The 18,733-nt window shown below is 60.4% G+C and carries 15 protein-coding genes; 9 read left to right on the top strand and 6 right to left on the bottom strand.

Annotation, left to right across the window (positions count from 1 at the left end; translation table 11 throughout):
• Position 1: 1 nt before the first annotated feature.
• The gene (locus AC5RUU_RS15160) at positions 2–580 is read left to right on the top strand and encodes a hypothetical protein (protein ID WP_493976021.1); all 579 of its coding nucleotides are present in this window, start codon (positions 2–4) and stop codon (positions 578–580) included.
• Between the two features lie 75 nt (positions 581–655).
• On the opposite strand, the gene AC5RUU_RS15155 is transcribed toward AC5RUU_RS15160, so the two are convergent.
• Together AC5RUU_RS15155 and AC5RUU_RS15150 are read right to left on the bottom strand one after the other, a co-directional pair.
• Entirely contained in the window at positions 656–2,314 is a 1,659-nt protein-coding gene (locus AC5RUU_RS15155) for a thiamine pyrophosphate-binding protein (protein ID WP_493976020.1), read from the bottom strand.
• Between the two features lie 119 nt (positions 2,315–2,433).
• Positions 2,434–2,937: an Lrp/AsnC family transcriptional regulator gene (locus AC5RUU_RS15150; protein WP_493976019.1), complete on the bottom strand. Its 504-nt coding sequence runs from the start codon at positions 2,935–2,937 to the stop codon at positions 2,434–2,436.
• Between the two features lie 93 nt (positions 2,938–3,030).
• Between AC5RUU_RS15150 and hisC the strand changes: the two genes are divergently transcribed.
• The 4 genes from hisC to AC5RUU_RS15130 all read left to right on the top strand — a co-directional run bounded on the left by hisC (position 3,031) and on the right by AC5RUU_RS15130 (position 11,620).
• Positions 3,031–4,128 carry a histidinol-phosphate transaminase gene (hisC, locus tag AC5RUU_RS15145; RefSeq protein ID WP_493976018.1) on the top strand — a complete coding sequence of 366 codons (1,098 nt, stop codon included), beginning with the start codon at positions 3,031–3,033 and terminating at the stop codon, positions 4,126–4,128.
• Between the two features lie 57 nt (positions 4,129–4,185).
• A complete protein-coding gene (locus AC5RUU_RS15140) occupies positions 4,186–5,598 on the top strand; it encodes an amino acid permease (RefSeq protein WP_493976017.1) in 1,413 nt (470 codons plus the stop codon).
• 282 nt (positions 5,599–5,880) lie between these two features.
• Positions 5,881–7,962 (top strand): CHAT domain-containing protein, encoded by a 2,082-nt coding sequence (locus AC5RUU_RS15135; protein WP_493976016.1) that lies wholly within the window; start codon positions 5,881–5,883, stop codon positions 7,960–7,962.
• Between the two features lie 538 nt (positions 7,963–8,500).
• Entirely contained in the window at positions 8,501–11,620 is a 3,120-nt protein-coding gene (locus AC5RUU_RS15130) for a DEAD/DEAH box helicase (RefSeq protein ID WP_493976106.1), read from the top strand.
• A 60-nt stretch (positions 11,621–11,680) separates the two neighbouring features.
• On the opposite strand, the gene folE2 is transcribed toward AC5RUU_RS15130, so the two are convergent.
• The 4 genes from folE2 to queC are packed head-to-tail and all read right to left on the bottom strand — an operon-like array spanning position 11,681 to position 14,195.
• Positions 11,681–12,475: a GTP cyclohydrolase FolE2 gene (gene folE2, locus AC5RUU_RS15125; RefSeq protein WP_493976015.1), complete on the bottom strand. Its 795-nt coding sequence runs from the start codon at positions 12,473–12,475 to the stop codon at positions 11,681–11,683.
• Positions 12,465–12,848 carry a 6-carboxytetrahydropterin synthase QueD gene (gene queD, locus AC5RUU_RS15120; protein ID WP_493976014.1) on the bottom strand — a complete coding sequence of 128 codons (384 nt, stop codon included), beginning with the start codon at positions 12,846–12,848 and terminating at the stop codon, positions 12,465–12,467. The genes folE2 and queD overlap by 11 nt, the downstream gene beginning before the upstream one ends.
• Positions 12,845–13,480 (bottom strand): 7-carboxy-7-deazaguanine synthase, encoded by a 636-nt coding sequence (gene queE / locus AC5RUU_RS15115; protein WP_493976013.1) that lies wholly within the window; start codon positions 13,478–13,480, stop codon positions 12,845–12,847. The genes queD and queE overlap by 4 nt, the downstream gene beginning before the upstream one ends.
• A 1-nt stretch (position 13,481) precedes the next feature.
• Positions 13,482–14,195, bottom strand: coding sequence for a 7-cyano-7-deazaguanine synthase QueC (gene queC / locus AC5RUU_RS15110; RefSeq protein ID WP_493976012.1), 714 nt, complete (start codon positions 14,193–14,195; stop codon positions 13,482–13,484).
• 86 nt (positions 14,196–14,281) lie between these two features.
• Here queC and AC5RUU_RS15105 point away from each other — a divergent pair, with 86 nt between their 5' ends.
• The 4 genes from AC5RUU_RS15105 to dbpB (AC5RUU_RS15090) are packed head-to-tail and all read left to right on the top strand — an operon-like array spanning position 14,282 to position 18,636.
• On the top strand, positions 14,282–15,166 hold the full coding sequence (locus AC5RUU_RS15105; RefSeq protein WP_493976011.1) for a hypothetical protein: 885 nt from the start codon (positions 14,282–14,284) through the stop codon (positions 15,164–15,166).
• Entirely contained in the window at positions 15,163–16,296 is a 1,134-nt protein-coding gene (dbpB, locus tag AC5RUU_RS15100; RefSeq protein ID WP_493976010.1) for a DGQHR domain-containing protein DpdB, read from the top strand. Before AC5RUU_RS15105 ends, dbpB (AC5RUU_RS15100) begins: the two co-directional genes overlap by 4 nt.
• Complete coding sequence (gene dpdA / locus AC5RUU_RS15095; RefSeq protein WP_493976009.1) at positions 16,293–17,540, top strand: tRNA-guanine transglycosylase DpdA; 1,248 nt, start codon at positions 16,293–16,295, stop codon at positions 17,538–17,540. Before dbpB (AC5RUU_RS15100) ends, dpdA begins: the two co-directional genes overlap by 4 nt.
• A complete protein-coding gene (gene dbpB / locus AC5RUU_RS15090; RefSeq protein WP_493976008.1) occupies positions 17,533–18,636 on the top strand; it encodes a DGQHR domain-containing protein DpdB in 1,104 nt (367 codons plus the stop codon). Before dpdA ends, dbpB (AC5RUU_RS15090) begins: the two co-directional genes overlap by 8 nt.
• The last annotated feature ends 97 nt before the right edge of the window (positions 18,637–18,733 follow it).

Genomic DNA, 18,733 nt, shown 5'->3' with positions numbered 1-18,733 from the left:
AATGACCGAGAACATCCAACCAATTCCACCAGAACCTAGGCCAGGGCCTAGCTACCCATCGCATGCGCCCTCCGGCCCCGTTCAGGGCAATGAGCCGGCATACGGAACGCCGCAGCATTACAACCAGCCGCACCCGGCTCCTAATGGCCAGCAACTTCAATACACGCATCCCCAGTACGGCCAAGTGCCACCGCAGTATGCGCCGCAGTGGTACCCGGCCGTACCAGAGCTCAAATCTTCGGGCTTTAGGGTCGCCGCCGGCATCGTCGGCATCGTGCTCGGCGCCGTGCTGCTGCTTGGGTCTATGGCGGGGTTCGGCTCCAACGCGATCGCTGGCCTCCTCTTGCTGGTGGCTGCACTGGGCAATGTCACGACCGGAATCGTGCTTTTGGCCAGTCAGCGCGGACGGACCCGCGGTGCGCCGATCACGTCCATCAGCTTCGCGGGATTCGCGCTGCTGGCGGCACTTCTGGCGGTGCCGTTTATCGGCGGCGCTGTGCTTTTCTTCGTGGTTCTTCTTGCAGCTCCAGTCATTATTCTCTTGGGCCTTGGGCTCGCACGAGAGAAAAGCGGCGCCTAATCCGTCGGGTAGAAAGACCCGGGCCATGTGGTTCGGGTCTTTCGCTATTCGCCGGCACAGGGTGCCCGTGAGTGGTTACCCCGCCACGGCCGCCTTCGCCGCCTTCGAGGCAGCCATCCACTCGCTTAGCCACGGGGCCCGGACGCTTGCCGTGATCCGGCAGTCGGCCACAAAGGTGCCCTTGGCGCCGGCGTCGATCCAGTCCTTGAGCGCGGCAAGGTCGGACAGCGAGCGGATGACCGCGGACTCGGCGCCCAACGCCCGGGCAACGCCGCTGAAGTCCACCTCGGGAATCAGCATTGGCTTTTCCGTCAGGCCCTGGGAGCCGTACTGGTGGATTTCGGCCCCGTAGGCGGCATCGTTGTAGATCACCACAATCGCACTGCGAGCCGCACCAACCAGCGATTCGAGGTCCGCGAGGCCCATCAGGAAACCGCCGTCGCCCGCGGCCAGCACCAGGGTGCGGCCGTCCTCCAGCGCGCGGGCTGCCCCGACGGCGCTCGCGAGTCCCAGCCCGATGGACTGGAAGGCGGTCCCCACCATCACCAGGTCCTGCGGCCGCGGGATGTTCCAGTACATGGGTGCCCAGCCGATGAAGTGCCCGCCGTCCTGGACCACCGTGCGGCGCTCCGGCAGCACGGCATCCAGCGCCATGGCCAGGGCGCGCGGGTCCAGCCGGCCGTCCGGCGTCTCGTCGGAGCCTGTGTGGTGGGCCGGTCCTTCTGCCAGGCGCTTGCGGGCTTCCGCCCGCCACGCGCCTGCGGCACCTTCGCCGTCCAGCAGCTGAAGCAGGCGAGCAGCGGCGGACTTCACGTCCGCGCTGACGAACAGGTCCACCCGCGGGTTGGTCGGCTGCAGGGCGGTGTCGATCTGGATGACGGTGCTGTCCGGGCCCAGCAGGTGCCCGAACCGCATAGTGAACGGGCTCAGGCTCGCCCCGGCCACCAGGACCACGTCGGCCTCGCCCATGAGCCCGGCCGCTGTGTCCGTGCCGAAGCCGCCGGCGACGCCGAGGTACCCCTCGCCCTCGAGGAGGTTGAGTGCCAGGGCAGTTCCGGCAGTCAGGGCACCGAGGCGGTCGGCGAGTTCCCGGAGCTCGGGGCCGGCTCCGGCGAGGTGTGCACCGCGTCCGGCGAGGATCAGCGGCCGCTTGGCACCGGCGAGCAGGCGGGCAACCTGCCCAAGGTCCGTGCCGCCGTCGTGCGTTCCCTGGGGTGCGGGCGGCGCCGGAAGGTCCTCGTCCCCGGCCTCGAGTGCCGCGAGGTCGTAGGGGATGGCAAGTACGACGGCGGTGCGCCGGGTGAGTGCGTATTCCACCGCCTGCCGGGTGATGGCGCCGGCGGCGTCGCGGGTGACGGTGAAGGTGGCCGCGCCGAGGCCGGCGGCGATGGCCGCCTGGTCCACGTCCCAGGGCCTGGCGCCGCTGCTGGGGGCATCCCCGGTGACCAGCACCACCGGGATCTGCGCCTGGACGGCTTCGGCCAGGGCGGTGAGGGCGTTGGTGTAGCCGGGGCCGTAGGTGGTGGTGCCTGCGGCGAGCCGTCCCGAGGCCCGGTAGTAGGCGTCGGCTGCGGCGATGGCGGCGCCCTCGTGCCGGACCGGGGAGAAGCGCACGCCCTGTTTCTCTGCGGCGTCCAGGAAGTAGGCGTTGCCGTTGCCCATGACGCCGAAGACGTCGGTGAGATGGCTGCTGAGAACCTGTGCCACGCGGCCGGAGACGGTGAGAGTAGTCATGCAGGAATCGTGTGGGACAGCCTTCGGATAGGCAACACCTTCGAAGCCAGCTGGGATTTTTGGCAGAAGAAGCTGCAGGAAGTGACAATGTGCTCACATGTGGCCTGCGTCACTCGCCTTTAGTCGGAAGCGCGGGCTTCCTGCTCGGACAGGCGGCTGATGAGACCGTCGTAGCGGGGCGGCATGAGTTCGAGGATGGAAATGGCGGTGCTGGTCCGCTGGATCCCGTCGATCTCCAGGATCTGGTTCGTGATGCGGTAAAGATCGGCCGTGCCCCTGGCCACCACCTTGGCCATGAGGTCCGCGTCCCCGGTGGTGGCGTGGACCTCAATGACCTCCGGGATCGCGGCGAGCCCGTTTTCCACCGATCCTGTACGGGTCTGACTGATGGAGAGCGAAAGGAAGGCCATCAGGTCGTAGCCGAGTGCGGCGGGGTCCAGCCTGCGGCTGAAGGAGCGGAGCGCGCCACTGCGCTCCAGCCGCGCCAGCCGGGCGTGGACGGTGTTGCGTGCGACGCCGAGTGTCCGGGAGAGTGCCAGGGCGCTGGCTTCGGGGTCCTTGTCGAGGGCCAGGATGATCCTGCCGTCGAGGGGATCGAGGGTGCGAGAGTTCGTGATGGTCATATTTTCACCAGAGTTACTAGAAGTTGAGCAGAAGTCCCAATGGCTAGAGCGTATCTTGCAGTGTGGGCGGGGTCACAATCATGATCGGTCTTCATGACCCCTGATCAACTCCTGACAAGACCGGACACCGCACTGCCCACCCTTCGCGGCGCTGTAACCGGACTGCCGTCCTACGTCCCGGGTCGGCGGGGCGCCGGTGCGGACATCGCAGCTTTGGCCAGCAACGAAAGCCACTACGAGCCGCTGCCCGCCGCCTCGGCTGCGGTGGCTGAAGCGGCCGGCACCATGAACCGCTACCCGGACAGCACCGCCGTCGAACTCCGTGAACGCCTTGCCAGGCACCTGGGCGTCAGCGGCGGGGAGATCGCGGTGGGGCCCGGCAGCGTGGGTGTCCTCCAGCAGATCATCACGGGATTGTGCGACGCCGGGGATGAGGTGATTTTCGCGTGGCGCTCCTTCGAGGCGTACCCCATCCTGGTCGAGCTGGCGGGCGCCCGGCCGGTCCGCATCCCGCTGGACGAGGCTGAGGGCCACGACCTCGACGCCATGGCCGCTGCCGTCACCGGCCGCACCAAAGTCATCCTGCTGTGCACCCCCAACAATCCCACCGGCGTGCCGATCAGCCATGGCCGCATCGAGGCGTTCCTGCAATCCGTCCCGTCTGACATCCTCGTGGTGATCGACGAGGCCTACGTGGAATACGCCGACGCCGGCAGCGGCCCCCACTCCCTGGCGCTCTACCGCGAATACCCGAACGTCTGCATCCTGCGCACCTTCTCCAAGGCGTACGGGCTCGCCGGCCTGCGCGTGGGCTACGCCGTGGCGGCGCCGGCCATCGCCGAAGGGCTGCGCCGCACCGCCCTTCCCTTCGCCGTGAGTGCGCTGGCCCAGAAGGCGGCCGTCGCGTCGCTGGACGCGGGGGAGGAGATGGAAGCACGGGTGGCCGCCGTCAGGCAGGAGCGTGTCCGGATGGCCGCGCAACTGGAAGCCCAGGGTTGGAACCTGCAGCCGAGCCAGGGCAACTTCCTGTGGATCCGCGCCGATGACACGCTCCGGGCACGGCTGGTGGACGCGTTCGACGCCGCCAGCATCATGGTCCGGGCGTACCAGGGCGACGGCGTGCGGATCACGGTGGCCGACCCCGCCTCCAACAACCGCGTGCTCCGGATCCTCGAAGCCCACGCGGCCTGACAACCGACTGACCCTAAATCCCCAACCCCGTTCCACCTACACCTAAGAGGAATCCCCATGGAACAACAGACAAAGACGTCTGCCCGCGCCCTCGGCGCCGCGCTCAAACCTCGCCAGCTGACCATGATGGGCCTGGGCAGCGCGATCGGCGCGGGCCTCTTCATCGGCTCCGGCGCCGGCATCCAGGCTGCCGGCCCGGCGGTGCTGATCTCCTACCTCGTGGCCGGAACGCTGATCATCCTGGTGATGTGGGCGCTCGGCGAGATGGCCGCGGCCAATCCGGACAGCGGCGCCTTCTCGGTCTACACGGCCAAGGCGTACGGGCCGGTGGCCGGTGCCACGGTGGGCTGGCTGTGGTGGCTGCAGTTGGTGGTGGTCATCGCGGCCGAGGCGCTCGGTGCCGCAGGCCTGCTGGCCACCATCTTCCCGGCGCTGCCGGTGTGGCTGATGGCCTTTGTGTTCATTGTGGTGCTCACCGCCGTGAACCTGACCAGCGTGAAGAACTTTGGCGAGTTCGAGTTCTGGTTTGCGCTGCTGAAGGTCGTTGCGATCGTCGGGTTCCTGCTGGTGGGCTTCGCGCTGCTGTTCGGCTTGGTGCCGGGCGTGCAGTCGCCGGGCCTGGCCAACTTCATGGGCGAAGGGTTCGCACCTAGCGGGTTTGGAGGGATTGCGACGGCGCTGTTCGTGGTGGCGTTTGCGTTCGGCGGCACCGAGATCGTGTCCGTGGCTGCAGCCGAGACAGCTGAGCCCGCCCGCAGTGTGAAGAAAGCTGTCCGGACTGTGCTGTGGCGCATCCTGGTGTTCTACATCGGTGCCATCTTTGTGATCGCTGCCGTGGTTCCCGTGGGTTCGGAGGGGCTGAAGAGCCCGTTCGCTGCTGTGCTGGAGGCTGCCGGGATGCCCGGCGCGGCGACCGTCATCACGCTGGTGGCCGTCGCAGCCTTGCTGTCCGCGCTCAACGCCAACCTCTACGGTGCCTCCCGGATGGCGTACTCCCTGGCCGAGCGCGGCGAGGCGCCGCGTGTACTGGCCTCCGTGTCCAAGGCCCGGGTCCCGGTGGTCGCCGTCCTGGCCAGCGTCGCCTTCGGCGTGGTCACGGTGGTGCTGGAGATGGCCTTCCCCGAGATGGTGCTCGGCGTCTTGCTTAACATCGTGGGCTCCACCTGTCTGCTGGTGTGGACGTCCGCGCTCCTGGCCCAGCTTGCACTGCGGCTCCGCGCCGACCGTGACGGAACCGAGCTTCCCCTGCGGATGCCCGGGTTCCCGTGGCTCACTGGCCTTGGCCTGCTCATCCTCGCGGCGATCTTCACGGTGGGCTTCATCGGTGAGGATTCGCGTCCGCAGTTGCTGAGCACTTGCGGGCTTGTGGCGGTTCTTGCGGTGACGAACTGGCTAAACCAACGGAACCGGAAGGTTCCGGCCGTTGTACTGTCGGCGGAGGGAACAAAGCAGCCCGTCCTGGTCGAGTGAAGCGCACGCGCCTGACCACTTCGCGGCTGCGGCAACGAAAGGGCGAGTTCGCAGATGCGCTGGTCCCCGGAAGTTGGACTGTTTAACTAGGTGCTTAAGCTGCGAGGGCCTGCGCACGGTATTGCACCGTGCTCAGGCCCATGAGCTTTGTTGAGATTCTTCCGGTGACCAGTTCTTTGCTAGCTCCGTTCGTTCGGAATTGACGGTAGCCGTAGCGCTGTTCCCCTTGCGACACGGTGCGACTTCACTAGGACACAAGGACTTGTAGGGCAGAATCGGCGCGTGACTTCTATCAGCGTCCGTAGACCGATGTACGTGGTTGCCTGTGACTTGCCAGGCGCCATGGATCATCGCGAAGACCCAGTTCTTTGGCTTGACGCCGAGGAGTCGACGCCGTTCGATGGATCATTCGACGAGCGCTTGGAACCAAGCTTGGTAGGTGTTCGGTATGCACTACACCTTCCAAAAACAAGGTTCGAGACGCTTGACCTCCCGTACGTGGGGATTCAGGACATGTTGAGCGATTCCAGAAAGAGCGTCGTTTACTTTGTGCCTGTCGATTTCCTTAGGCATGGACACTTTCCTCACCTCACGAGTATGTATGAGCGTGCGCTCATAATCTGCCCGTCCCACGCACTCACGACTGCGGGCGAGGTGTCGAGAAACCTGGGCTTTACTTTGCCTCCCATATCGATGGATAACCTGTCGCAGAAGTCGCTTGACGATCATTGGGGGGCGCTAACTGCAATCTGGGCGGAAGAGTGGCCCGCCGGGGTGAAGTTAGATCCGAAAGCCCCCAGATGGCTGGAAGGGGATACCCGCGGAGGATCTGATCTCTCGCAGAAGCGTTTGGCACGGCTCATGGGCGATAGCATGTACGAACCGGTGCAAGACGTCGATGAGAGCATCGGCGCTCTGCAGCTGATCATGCTCAAGGCCCGCCTTAACGCACTGGTTCGCTTCAGCGATCAAGGTCAAGATGATAACTTCGTGCGCGCAAATCTTGATGTGGCGGCCCGCGCCATTGCCCCCACACTTCGTATGAAGTTGGTCTTGTCGTTACCAGGCGTTGCACCGCGCTATCGAAAGAAAGCCGGCGGAACCGCACTCGGCGCGTCCGCGACACAGGCTAACTACTGGACCGCCTCCCACCGAACGGCCGTGGAAACTATGGTCGCCCACGATGTAACAGAATCGGAGGCCATGGGTGTGCTGCGATCTTCTCAGGTCCCGGACGAGGCATTTCATGCTCTGGCCGCGCTTGAAAAGCATTGGGTTGACGGTGCTAAGCCGGCAAAGGTGAAGAACCTCCTGAAGAGGCTGAACACCGCTGCACGAGATCTGTGGACGGATTCCTTTGTCAAGGTAGTTCAACACGCCGCTTCTATCCATGCATTTACAAATTTCCCCATTGGGCTGCTGACGGTACCGGGTGACACGGCTCCACTGGCTGCGAGAGTTCCTTTGGCGTATAGGTCTGTGAATCCACTGACTCGTGCCCTCCAGATAGAGCTGACACCAGTTCCAGGTGTAGAACTCGGTGGGCACTTGAGGGTTCTTATCGCGGAATGCATCCCATCGGATGATCCTGTAGGGCAGGCCTCCCGCAGCGCGTGGAAGTCGGCAACAGAAGAGTACGTTACGGGCAATTCGATGACCGTGGAAGTGCACGAAACGCTTTCGGTTAGTTCGCTCCGAGCGAAAATTGAAGAGCTGCGCCCTTCCGTACTCGTTATCAGTGCTCACGGGTTCTACCGTCCTGATTCCAACGTTGCCGGGTTAGTCATCGGCACTGACTATGCGATGGGCCTCGAGTTTGGCAACATGCCGCCGCTGGTGATCCTAAGCGCTTGCCATACGGGACCGCGTGGTGGAGGAGTCGTTGCGGTTTCGGACATGCTCGTTGCATCAGGTGCCACTGCTGTCCTGAGCACGCTAGTGCCGGTCGATGTCTCTCATAACTCGGTATACATGGTGCGGTTCCTCATGTACTTAGCGCTTGCTGCAAGCAAGAAAGAACCCGAAATTACCGTGCTTGACGTGTGGCATCGGGTACAACAAAACTCAATGATCATTGACATCATTTACGGAAACTCAAAACTGCTCGAGTGGGCTCATACTCGCGTTGACGGCATAAGTCCGCTCGAAGAGTTCATGAACCATGCGTCGAAGGGACGCCTGCGAGCGGCGCACTCATACGCGGATGCAGAAGCGGTGCTTATAGAAATCGCGGATCGTGGTGGATTTGGGGCTAAAGTCCGCAGTTGGCTGAAAGATCCGGGGTATCTGCCAGAAGCCATCATGTACACCATGATGGGATATCCCGAACTGATCCGCCTGCCAGCGGTTCATCCGGTGCCTTGAGTCCCATCCAATCTGTTATCTGGTCGCACCTCTAATGCAGCTTCCCTTCGCTGCATCCCTATAGGTGGAGGGTATTGAAGAGCACCAGCGCCGCTGCACCGGCCCATTGGACGCCTTGTCGAGGTAAGGCCTGCCTGAAGTCTCATCCTTCTTGTTGATATAACGAGACGCGGGGCGGCTCACGTATGAAGGTCGGGCTTTTGTCGGTGACGGTCGAAAAGTGAGCCATTGCGACGCCAAGCCCGCAAAACGGCTCACTTTTCGACCATCGCTGACAGCTTTGCTTGTTCATTCGAGCTTATGGTGTCTGCAGTCAACCGGGCGCTTGTTAGGCGAAAAACCGGAAGATCAAGCTCAGTCTGCTCGACCCGTGGTCGACTAGGGTCAACCGGAAGTCGGGATCATCGACGGCTTCCCCTACTGAATGGTATGGTCGGATGCCAAATGGTAACCCGATGACGGGTTGTTGGAGTTTGTAGGTTTCAAGACATAGCCTGGCGCAGTGAATCTTTCGGATGGGGGACGGGCAACTGACCAATTGCCCGAGGGTCTGTATGAGTTGCTAAATACTGACGGGCTGCTAGCAAGTCTGTCTAGAGTTCCTGAATTGGAACCACACTTTGGGCTAATAAATGACGAAGATAGTCCGGATATCCTGTCCCGTCATGTGGCAGACGCTGTTCGGAAGGCTCTCGCTCGAGCGAAGCCAACTGATCGTGTCAAATTAGCAAATCGACTTCTTCGCGAGCTGCGGTACGACGACCTGATCACGGATATCCCTTCCCAGCTTCAGTCACTCCATCGCCCGGACACACTCAAGCGCCGCCAACTCCGCCGCCCCACCACAAAGCTGAGCGACTCAGCCCTGCTCACCAACAGCAAGAATGATCCGAATCTCGCGGCCGAGCTGCGGGCCGAGATGGAGTCGGCTGATGCCGTCGACCTCCTCTGCGCCTTCGTACGGTGGACAGGCCTCAGGCTCCTGGAACCTGCCCTCCAGCAACTCAAAGATCGCGGAGCAAGGCTCCGGGTCATCACCACCACCTACATGGGCGCCACCGAACGCCGTGCCATTGATGAACTCGTCAACCGGTACGGGGCCGAGGTAAAGATCAGCTACGAAACCCAGGCCACAAGGTTGCACGCCAAGGCCTGGCTGTTCCGCCGTAACACGGGCTTCGATACCGCCTACGTCGGCAGCTCAAACCTGAGCCAGGCTGCACTCCTGGACGGGCTGGAATGGAACGTTCGGCTTAGTTCCGTCGCCACACCCGCCCTCCTGGATAAGTTCGAGGTGACTTTCGACAGCTACTGGGAGCAGCGCGCCTTCCAAAGCTACGACCCGGAGCGTGACGGCGAAAAGCTGGACGATGCGTTGGAGCGGAACGGCGGCCGTCGAACAGCGGCGCCGGATGCAACCACCGGTCTTGAGGTTCAGCCGTTCCTTCACCAGGAGGAGATGCTGGAGGACCTGGAAGCGGAGCGGCTCAAGGGTTTCAGTCACAATCTCCTGGTCGCTGCCACGGGCACCGGCAAAACAGTCATCGCCGCTCTGGACTATAAACGGTTAAGCGAGGCTGCCGGCCGTGACCTCAAACTGCTCTTCGTCGCGCATCGGCAGGAGATTCTCAAGCAGGCGATGCGCACCTACCGCGACGTCATGCAGGACGGCGCCTTCGGTGAGCTCTACGTGGGGGACCACAAGCCGCGGGAGTGGAAGCACATCTTCGCGTCCGTCCAGTCGCTGTCTTCCCTCGGCATCGAGCAGCTGGAGTCTGACTTCTTCGACGTCGTCGTCATCGATGAGTTCCACCATGCCATGGCGCCCACGTACCGCCGCCTGCTGGACCATCTGAAACCGCAGCAGCTCCTCGGACTCACGGCGACCCCGGAACGGGGCGACGGAGTCGACGTCGCCAAGCAGTTCTTCGATGGCCGGACAGCCAGTGAGCTTAGGCTCTGGGACGCTCTGGACGCTGACCTTCTGGTCCCGTTCCACTACTTCGGCGTCTCCGATGACGTCGACCTCAGCCAGTTGGAATGGAAGCGCGGCAACTACGACACCACCCAGCTGAGCGCCCTCTACACCGGAAACGACGCCCGGGCCGCCAAGGTGATTCGCGAACTCCGGGACAAGGTCACCAGCACCGATCAGATGCGGGCCATCGGCTTCTGCGTCTCGGTGCAGCACGCACGCTACATGGCCGAGGTTTTCAACCGCGCCGGCATTGCCTCCGTCGCCGTCGACGGGACCACTGACAATGCTGACCGCGAGGAAGCACTAAGGCAGCTGGGGCAACGGAAGATCACCTGCATCTTCGCCGTCGACCTTTTCAACGAAGGCCTGGACCTGCCGCAGGTGGACACCATCCTGCTGCTCCGGCCCACGCAGAGCGCCACAGTCTTCCTCCAGCAGCTGGGACGCGGACTGCGCCGTGCCGAAGGTAAAGCGGTGCTGACGGTCCTGGACTTCATCGGCCAGCAGCGCCGTGAATTCCGCTTTGACCTGCGCTACCGGGCGCTGACCGGCTACGACCGAAAGGAGCTGGAGAAGGCTGTCGAGGACGAATTCCCGTACCTGCCGTCCGGCTCGCAGATCATGCTCGACCGGGTCGCGCAGAAGGTGGTCCTCGACAACATTAAGGCGCAGCTCCGGTTCAACCGGGCGCAGCTGGTCCGGGACATCGCATCGTACGCCGAGGTCGAGTTGGAGGCGTATCTGGAGCGGTCGGGGAACGACGTGAAGACGATCTACCGTTCCACCAGGGACTCGTGGACCGGCTACCTCCGCCAGGCAGGGCTAATCGAAGGGTTCTCTCCCCTGGAGACCGTACTCCGCGGGAAGATTGAAGAGCTGTCGGACGCGGAGGAAAGGAAGCTGCTGGGCCGTATGGCCGCGCTGATTCACGTGGACGATCCGGAACGCGCCGCTGCCTATTCCATGCTGGTTGCTCCCGGCGCGCCCCGCTACGCGGAGTTTGGCATGCGTGAGCAGGCTTTTGCGCGCATGCTGTTTTATACATTGTGGGATGACGGCGGCGGGTTCAAGACGTACGACGACGGACTGGACTATCTGCGCGGGTATCAGTTTGTGTGCCGCGAGATTCAGCAAATCGTAAACCTCGGCGCTGCCGCGTCCAAACACGCAGCCAAGAGCCTCGGCGCAGGACTGCAGCACATCCCGTTGCTCTCGCATGCCACCTACCGGCGGGAGGAGGTTTTGGCGGCGCTGCAGTACGGCTCGCTGGAACAGGGCAAGAACGTGCAGCACCGCGAGGGCGTTGCATGGTGTCCTGCAACTTCCACAGATGCCTTCTTTGTCACCCTGAACAAGGACGACAAAAAGCATTCAGCGACCACGATGTACAAGGACTACGCCATTAGCCCGGAACTGTTCCACTGGGAGTCGCAGAACGCGACCTCACCGAGCAGCCCGACGGGACGGCGCTATCTTGACCGGGCTTCACATGGTTCGCGGGTCCTTATCTTCACGAGGGACACAGCCGATGACGAGACCGGGCTGACAATGCCGTACACCTGCCTGGGGCAGGTGGACTACGTGCAGCACTCCGGCACAAAGCCGATTGCGATCACCTGGAAGCTTCACCGTCCGATGCCTGCGGACGTCTATGCGACGGCGGCCGCCGTCGCCCAATGAAAAAAGCGCCAGACGCTGCATTAGTGGCAGTGTCTGGCGCTTCCCACAGGAAAGCCTGGTCTAGACAACTGAAACAGGCGGGGGAGCCCACGAAACTGAGGCGACTGCGTCGTGGCTATGAATGCTCTCCAAATTCCGGATGCTTACGGTGTGGCCCACGTTTTTCCGTCGCAACTCCATTGAGATGTCTCGGGCCATATCTTCAACAAATGCGGGGTTGTCGTACGCCGTCATGGTGATCGCTCGCTCATCGGGGCGCTTAACGATGGGGTACACCGGGCATGAACCACTTGCTCGAATGAGTTGGACAAGGTCCGCAATGTTTATCGGATACGGATCGCTGTCCGTTCCGGAGACTGATACTTTCACATCGCTACGTTGATTATGGGCACCGTAGTCACTAATGGTCTTGCTGCAGGGGCAAAGGCTCGTCACCTGAGCAGTGATGGAAGTGACCAGCTCAAATGAACCAGTGTCGATGGCGGCTGAAAGATGCAGATCACTTGTCTGAAATGCCTTAAGCCCAGACACAGGTGAGACGACGGTGGTGGCTACTGGCAATGCCACCCGAACAAGCGCCCTATCAATGTCCATTCTGGCGGCTACTTGCTTTAAGACGAGCGGTAGCTCTCGGGGATCGATGACTGCCAACTGTTCCTGCACCAACTGAACCATTCGGCTCATGTGCGTGCCCCTGCGATCGGAGGGGAGAGTCACCAGCACATCGAACGAGCCAATGCCTGATTGCCGCGTTGCCCCGTCTGTGAACTCAGTTGGATACCTGAGCCCAGAGATGCCCACTTCATCTAGTGCAATGCCGCGAGCGTCGACTTCGTCTTGTACGTCAGGCAGCATCAGATGTTTCTCCCCGGTAGATACACCCCGAAGTGCACGTCTCGCGCACCTGTATCGCTGAAAGATTGGGCAGTACGTTCACCAGTCGGGTCCAGATCCACTTAGCAAGGATCTCACTCGTAGGGTTTTCCAAACCCTGCACCTCATTGAGATAGTTGTGGTCCAGTTGATCTTCTAGAGGTTTAAAAGCAGCTTTGATGTCGCCGAAGTCCTGCACCCAGCCTGTGTCGTCGCCTACTGCACCGGTGACATGAACCTCGACGCGATACGAGTGCCCGTGCAGGCGACTGCACTTGTGTCCCTCAGGAACGTTCGGCAGTCGATGAGCCGCTTCAAAAGTGAACTCGCGGTATATCTCGGCGGAGAAGGTCATGGGATTCCTAAGTACTTGTGGGTTTGCATGCTCAGTTGCCACTTGGGGTGCTCCAAGCAGAATTCGACGGCAAGCCGGGTGTTCTCGACGACGTCTGGGCCATCCATGGGCTGAACCCGAAAGGTATCGAAGCCCAGTTCTTCAAAGATTCTGGGATCGACACCTGCTTGTGGATAGACAAACTTGAGTTCCTGGCCGCCTGCGACTACCAGGTCCGCTCCGATTTTGGGGCTGACGCATAACCAGTCCACGCCGATGGGGGGCACTTGGGTGCCGTTGGTCTCAACTGCTACATAGAACCCGCGTCGCTTTAGCTCGGCGACTGCAGCGTCGTCCAATTGCAACAGCGGTTCGCCGCCAGTGCAGACGACCATCCTGTTTTCTGTCCAGCCCGAAGGCCATGCGGCCTCCACGGCGTCAGCAAGGTCCTCAGGGGTGGCAAACTTCCCTCCACCCTCACCGTCAGTTCCGACGAAGTCCGTATCGCAGAACTTGCAGATGGCCCGTGCTCGGTCGGCTTCGCGACCGGTCCACAGATTGCAAAGGCTAAAGCGGCAAAAAACGGCGGGTCGGCCGGCGTGTGTCCCCTCACCTTGAAGTGTGTAGAAGATCTCTTTGACTTTGTAGTTCAAGTTATACGCCTTGGTAAGCGATGGGATCGTGGCATCCGGCTTCCGCAAAACCCTTCAGCCGGAGAAGACAAGAGTCGCAGTGCCCGCAGGAGCGGCCGGCGTCGTCAGGGTCATAACAAGACGACGTCAGGCTGTAGTCGACGCCCAAGGCCAGTCCCATCTGGACAATCTCGCCTTTAGTCTTATCCATCAATGGGGTGTGAATCGTTATTGCTCCACCTTCTACCCCAGCGCGCGTGGCCAAGTTAGCCATGGCCTCGAAGGCCCGGATGTATTCCGGGCGGCAGTCCGGGTAGCCGGAATAGTCCAGAGCGTTCACGCCAATGAAGATGTCAGTTGCCCCTACTACTTCGGCGTATGCGAGAGCGAATGAGAGAAACACCGTATTTCTTGCAGGGACATAAGTAACCGGGATATTCTCTTCTACTTGGTCAACAGAAGCGTGCTTGGGAACTTCGACATCCGAAGTGAGGGCTGAGCCACCAAAAACTCGCAGATCTATATCGCAGACAACATGGTCAGCAACACCTTGTGCCTCTGCCACGCGCTTTGCTGCCCTTAGTTCCACAGCATGGCGTTGACCGTAGCGGAAGCTGAGGGCATAGGGATCAAAGCCGATACTCTTCGCGTGGGCTAGCACCGTCGTCGAGTCCAGTCCTCCGCTCAGTAGAACTATAGCTTTCCTTGTCATGCTTTCCCTCTCGTTGTTCCCCAAGCAGTTTCGCTTTGTCATGCCTTCGATGAAACTACACGATACAGTAGGTCCAAGGCGTTCGTAGTTTAGGAGCAAGGGTAAGTGGTGTGGCGGAGAAACTAACAGTGGTCGTAACTTGTACCGACCGCAAATCTCTGACGCCGGTCGAACGCTTACGAGTCGAGAACCTTCCCGCGGGGCAACAATCGGAGCGCGTTAGACAGTGGCGGGCAGCGCTTCACCAGGAGTCCGGACGCGTAAGTTTGCGGCGCCTCTACCAGGGTGACGCTTGGAAGCAAGCGTTTGAACTGGAACGTACTCTCCGTGATGTCGGTTTCGATCCTCATGTCCTGGTTGCTTCGGCAGGTTTGGGACTGGTGCCAGTGGACGAAGAGTGGCCCGCGTACGCAGCGACGTTTACGTCACGTCACGCCGATGCCGTAGGCCGCGACACGTCAGACATCAGAACCTGGTGGAAGCTCATCACGGGAGAGCAGAAAAAGCTGACTGAACATGCAGAGGGGCAGACGCTCATGGTTCTTTCGGAAACCTACAGTTCTGCAATGGCTGACGACTTAGCAGCCTTCAAAGGACGGGACGACGTCGTAATTTTTGGCGGCTCCAAAGACGTTCCGGGGGAGTTGAGGATTCCCGCTGACGCTGCACTTCGAGCGAAGCTTGGCGGTACTTCGGGCAGCCTCAACGTAAGAACGGCCAAGGCTTGGATTGCTACGCTCGATTCGCCGATCCTCGTGGGGCAGCGCAATAATGGCCGCTGGCGTGCCTGGGTGGAGGAGGTGCGTTGCCCCGAGGTGTACGGACGCAACCCGATGGCCGACGCCGACGTCCTAGCCTTCATTCGCGAAGTGCGCGTACGTGAGCCCAAGATGAGAAAGACAGCTGCCCTTCGGCTGCTGAGGGACAATGGGTGGGCCTGCGAGCAGCGACGTTTCGGTGGTTTGTTTAGTGCTGTAGAGAAAGAGGACAAATGACCGAGGGTTGGTTGGAGCGGCGGTGCCTCAAGGTTCTTCAAAACGAGGAAACACCGCTTTATCTTTTTGCGCTGGCTGCGGAAGAAGTGGATCTCATTGCCTCGGTCGCGCGGATAGGACGCGATGAAGCGGGCAAACTCATAGGCTATCAACGCCCTGAAAAGAAAAAGCATGTAAAGCAAATTCAAGACTATCTGGATAGTGCAGACGTTCTTTTCCCGAACGGACTGATCCTGGCGTTGCCTCCCGAGGTGCGCTTCAAGTCGAGTCGTGGACCGACCACGAGTGACGGTCTCGTTGTTGCTGGAACCCTGGAGATTCCACTGAGCCAGGGAGAAGACGGTCCTCGACCTGCATGGATTGTCGACGGACAGCAACGGAGCCTTGCGCTTTCACGGACCAAGAACCGTCGACTGCCAGTGCCGATAGCCGGATTCGTTGCAGACAACCTGGAGATACAGCGCGAGCAGTTCTTGAGAGTGAACACGGTACAACCTTTGCCCGTGAACCTGGTCACGGAACTGCTGCCTGACATAACACGTGTGCCGTCGGGCCGCATGCCTACCCGGAAACTACCTTCGGCCCTGGTCGATATGTTAAACCGGGACCCACTTTCGCCGTTTGCGGGAATTATCAAACGCGCTTCCACAACTGACGAGGCCAAGAAGGCGGCCATTGTTACTGACACCGGTCTTGTCGAAGCCTTGAAGGAGTCTTTGGAATCGCCGTCTGGGGTGTTGTTTCCGTACCGAAACATCGCCACGGGAACAACTGACACGGAGGGGATCAGGGACGTATTGATCACCTACTGGACGGCCGTACGCAATACATTTTCGGACGCCTGGGGCTTGCCGCCCACCAAATCCCGGCTGATGGGCGGGGTTGGCATTCGTGCTATGGGCCGATTGATGGAACGGGTGATGGCCCATGTCGATGTCAATTCGCCGACTGCAATAGAAGATGCCGAAAGAGAATTGGGTATCATTGCAGCGAATTGCTTTTGGACCAAGGGCGTATGGCCAGAGTTGGGCTTGCCTTGGGATGAACTACAAAACACGCCCAGGCATATCAGTGCACTCTCAAACTATTTAGCGAGAGCGTACGTGGCAAACCGGGCGGCTATGAAGTGAAGTTCTACTTTCCCGATAGCCAGGACTTGGTCAGTCCGACATATGACTTCCAGCATGACGAATACTCTCCTCTGAGGGTGAGGCAGAGAGACGATCTCTACGCGCACGAAATCTTGGACACCCCGCCTTACAGTGGCATTCTTGTGAGCAAATCCATCGTCGATGGGGCGATGAAGGGCGCGGGGAAATACACGAGCGCGCAAAGGGCTCGTCTGTACAGGCTAGGTGTTGAGCGCTTCTTCCGACTGCCCGAGAGTGTTGAGTCACTGGGTGACAACGGGGCCTTCAATTACGTGGAGGAACTGGTGCCGCCGGTGACGGTCGAGGAGACCCTGGATTTCTACGTTGGATGTGGGTTTGACGCGGGAGTAAGTGTCGACCACATCATTTTCGGATACGACCCTTTGGCCTCACTGGATGACGTAGATCCCGCGTGGGCGGAACGCCGTCGAATCACCCTTCGTCTCGCTGAGGAGTTCATAACACGGGTGTCAGAGCAGAACCTGAATCTCCAACCAGTGGGTGCTGCCCAGGGCTGGAGTCCTGCAAGTTTTGCTGACAGTGTCGAACAGCTTCAGAAAATGGGCTACCAGCGGATTGCCCTGGGCGGCATGGTCCCGCTAAAGACCAAGGACATTCTCGACTGCTTGCAGGAGATTGATAACGTTCGCCTTCCAGGTACTGAGTTGCACCTCCTCGGCGTAACGCGAGTGGAATCGATGGACTTGTTCAGCGACTTCGGGGTTACGAGCTTCGACAGCACGTCCGCTTTCCGACAAGCTTTTATGGACGATAGAAACAATTTCCATACGGAAAACGACGCGTTCATAGCACTGCGCGTTCCACAGGTTGACGGAAATCCAGCACTGAAGCGCGCCATCCTGGCCGGTAGGGTCTCCCAAAAGGACGCGATTGCCCAGGAACGAGTCTGCCTCCGCGTCCTGCGCGAATTCGATGGCAGCGCCGGGGCCATCGAACGAGCCATCGCAGAACTTGATGCCTACGAAACGATCTGTCAGGTCAACAGAAGTCACCAAGCGGAGTACGAGCGCACACTCACTGCTGCCCCATGGAACGAGTGTGAGTGCTCGCTTTGCAAAACGCTTGGCATTGAAATTGCTATCTTTCGGGGGACCGAAAGAAATAAGCGCAGAGGATTTCACAACATGTCTGTACTGGCAAACAAAATGAAAAAACTCAAGAGCAATGTGCTCACATCCACAACAAGGAGTAACCATGGCTGACCGCTACGAGATGAGGCTGCCGGCAATCCGGCTCCAGCAGGGCGCGCAGCATATTTACTGTTTTGGGGTGGACGGCAAACGCATCCACGATTTCGCAACCGTATCCCGCGTCCACCGCGACGACGACCTGCTGCAGGGCTACCAGAGGCCAGAGGTCCTGAGCCACATACGAGCTATTCGCCGCTATCTGGAGTCAGACTCACCTCTTCTTCCGAACGCCATCGTCCTGGCCTTTGATGAACGTGTGAAGTTTGAGCCGAGTGCACCGGTGGGGGATTTATCGTATTCGGTCGTTGGCGAACTCATCATCCCGGTGGATGAGGCGCTGCCCGACGACGAAAAGCCGGCCTGGCTGGTGGACGGTCAGCAGCGTAGCGCGGCCATTCGGGATGCTGATCTTGCCCAGTTTCCAGTTGCTGCCGTCGGATTTATAGCGCACGGTGAGGCTGAACAACGTTCCCAGTTCATCCTGGTGAACAACACCAAGCCTCTGCCGAAGGGGCTTATCCATGAACTTTTGCCGGATACAACAGGGCATCTTCCCGTTGCGTATGCGCGCAAGCAACTGCCGGCCCTCATAATGACCCGGCTAAACGCATCGGCGAAGGAAATAGGGACACCTTTTGGGGGAAGAATTTCTACCCCAACCACACCCGATGGATACATAAAAGACAACAGTATTTTGAAGATGATTGAGAATAGTCTTTATGAAGGAGCGCTTTACCAGTATCGTGACCCGTCCGATGGTTCAGCGGACGTGCAGCAAATTGAACTGCACCTCAACTACTTTTGGACCGTTGTACAAGCATCCTTCCCCGAAGCCTGGACTTTGCCGCCGCTAAAGTCGCGACTGACACATGGGGCGGGCATTCAATCCTTGGGCTACGTGATGGATTCCCTAACCGAAGGAGTTCCTGCCGCTGAACTTCCTGGTCTTGATCTCGAAAAGGCTATTAGTAAGCTCAAGCCAATCGTTGCCTGGACAAGTGGAACATGGGATTTCGGACCGGACAATGTAAGGCGGTGGAACGGCCTTCAGAATACGCCCAGCGATGTCAGCCTGCTGACTAACCACCTACTCAGGGCGTTGAAATAGGGCGTCGCCTGACAGTAAAACATGCGAGGCGGAAGGTGTCCATCTTGATACATGAACCGACCGCACAGTTGGGGCGTTGGAAGCCGTGGGCAGAGGA

The organism is Arthrobacter sp. K4-10C, assembly GCF_059090085.1.
This window is presented reverse-complemented; position numbering and strand designations above follow the sequence as displayed.

What these genes read in the sequence shown, in the direction of transcription:
- AC5RUU_RS15155 (WP_493976020.1), bottom strand. Translation starts at nt 2,314, where the DNA reads ATGACTACTCTCACCGTCTCCGGCCGCGTGGCACAGGTTCTCAGCAGC.
- dbpB (WP_493976010.1), top strand. Translation starts at nt 15,163, where the DNA reads ATGACCGAGGGTTGGTTGGAGCGGCGGTGCCTCAAGGTTCTTCAAAAC.
- dbpB (WP_493976008.1), top strand. Translation starts at nt 17,533, where the DNA reads ATGGCTGACCGCTACGAGATGAGGCTGCCGGCAATCCGGCTCCAGCAG.
- AC5RUU_RS15140 (WP_493976017.1), top strand. Translation starts at nt 4,186, where the DNA reads ATGGAACAACAGACAAAGACGTCTGCCCGCGCCCTCGGCGCCGCGCTC.
- folE2 (WP_493976015.1), bottom strand. Translation starts at nt 12,475, where the DNA reads ATGCTGCCTGACGTACAAGACGAAGTCGACGCTCGCGGCATTGCACTA.
- hisC (WP_493976018.1), top strand. Translation starts at nt 3,031, where the DNA reads ATGACCCCTGATCAACTCCTGACAAGACCGGACACCGCACTGCCCACC.
- queD (WP_493976014.1), bottom strand. Translation starts at nt 12,848, where the DNA reads ATGACCTTCTCCGCCGAGATATACCGCGAGTTCACTTTTGAAGCGGCT.
- AC5RUU_RS15160 (WP_493976021.1), top strand. Translation starts at nt 2, where the DNA reads ATGACCGAGAACATCCAACCAATTCCACCAGAACCTAGGCCAGGGCCT.
- AC5RUU_RS15150 (WP_493976019.1), bottom strand. Translation starts at nt 2,937, where the DNA reads ATGACCATCACGAACTCTCGCACCCTCGATCCCCTCGACGGCAGGATC.